A 412-nucleotide genomic window follows, 5' to 3' on the forward strand; every position below is an offset into this window, starting at 1 on the left:
CACTTAGCCACCGTGCCACGGCGACTTCGCGAGCGGCGGCTGCCTCTTGACCGGGCCTGGCGATCCTGACGACGATATCGGCGGTCAGCCGCCATATCGCGTTCTCGGCCAGTCGGATGAGGGTGGCGCCCTGGGCGGAGAAGCCGCGTGCCGCCGCAGCTTCCGCGAGCAGTGCCCGGGACGCCTCGATGTCGGTCGTGGTCATGCCAGTACGGTACCGATTCTGGCTCGGAGCTCGGCGAGCTCCGGCCTCCGGCTGAAGGGAGCTGCGGCCCTCGCCAAGGAGGCGACATAGGTAGCGGCACGCCGGGAGCGTAGGCGTCCGACGTCGTCCAGGGCCCGGGTGGCCACAGCAACGGCTCGATCCGGCTCGCCTGTCGACATCAGCAGCGTCGCGAGCTTGGTTCCGGAT

The 412-nt window shown here is 69.7% G+C and carries 1 pseudogene; it reads right to left on the reverse strand.

From position 1 onward, the window contains the following. A pseudogene (locus OQ02_RS39340) lies at positions 1 to 205 on the reverse strand (aminoglycoside phosphotransferase family protein); the annotation flags it as partial. Positions 206 to 412 lie beyond the last annotated feature (207 nt).

The organism is Saccharothrix sp. NRRL B-16314, assembly GCF_000716595.1.
GTDB lineage: Bacteria > Actinomycetota > Actinomycetes > Mycobacteriales > Pseudonocardiaceae > Actinosynnema.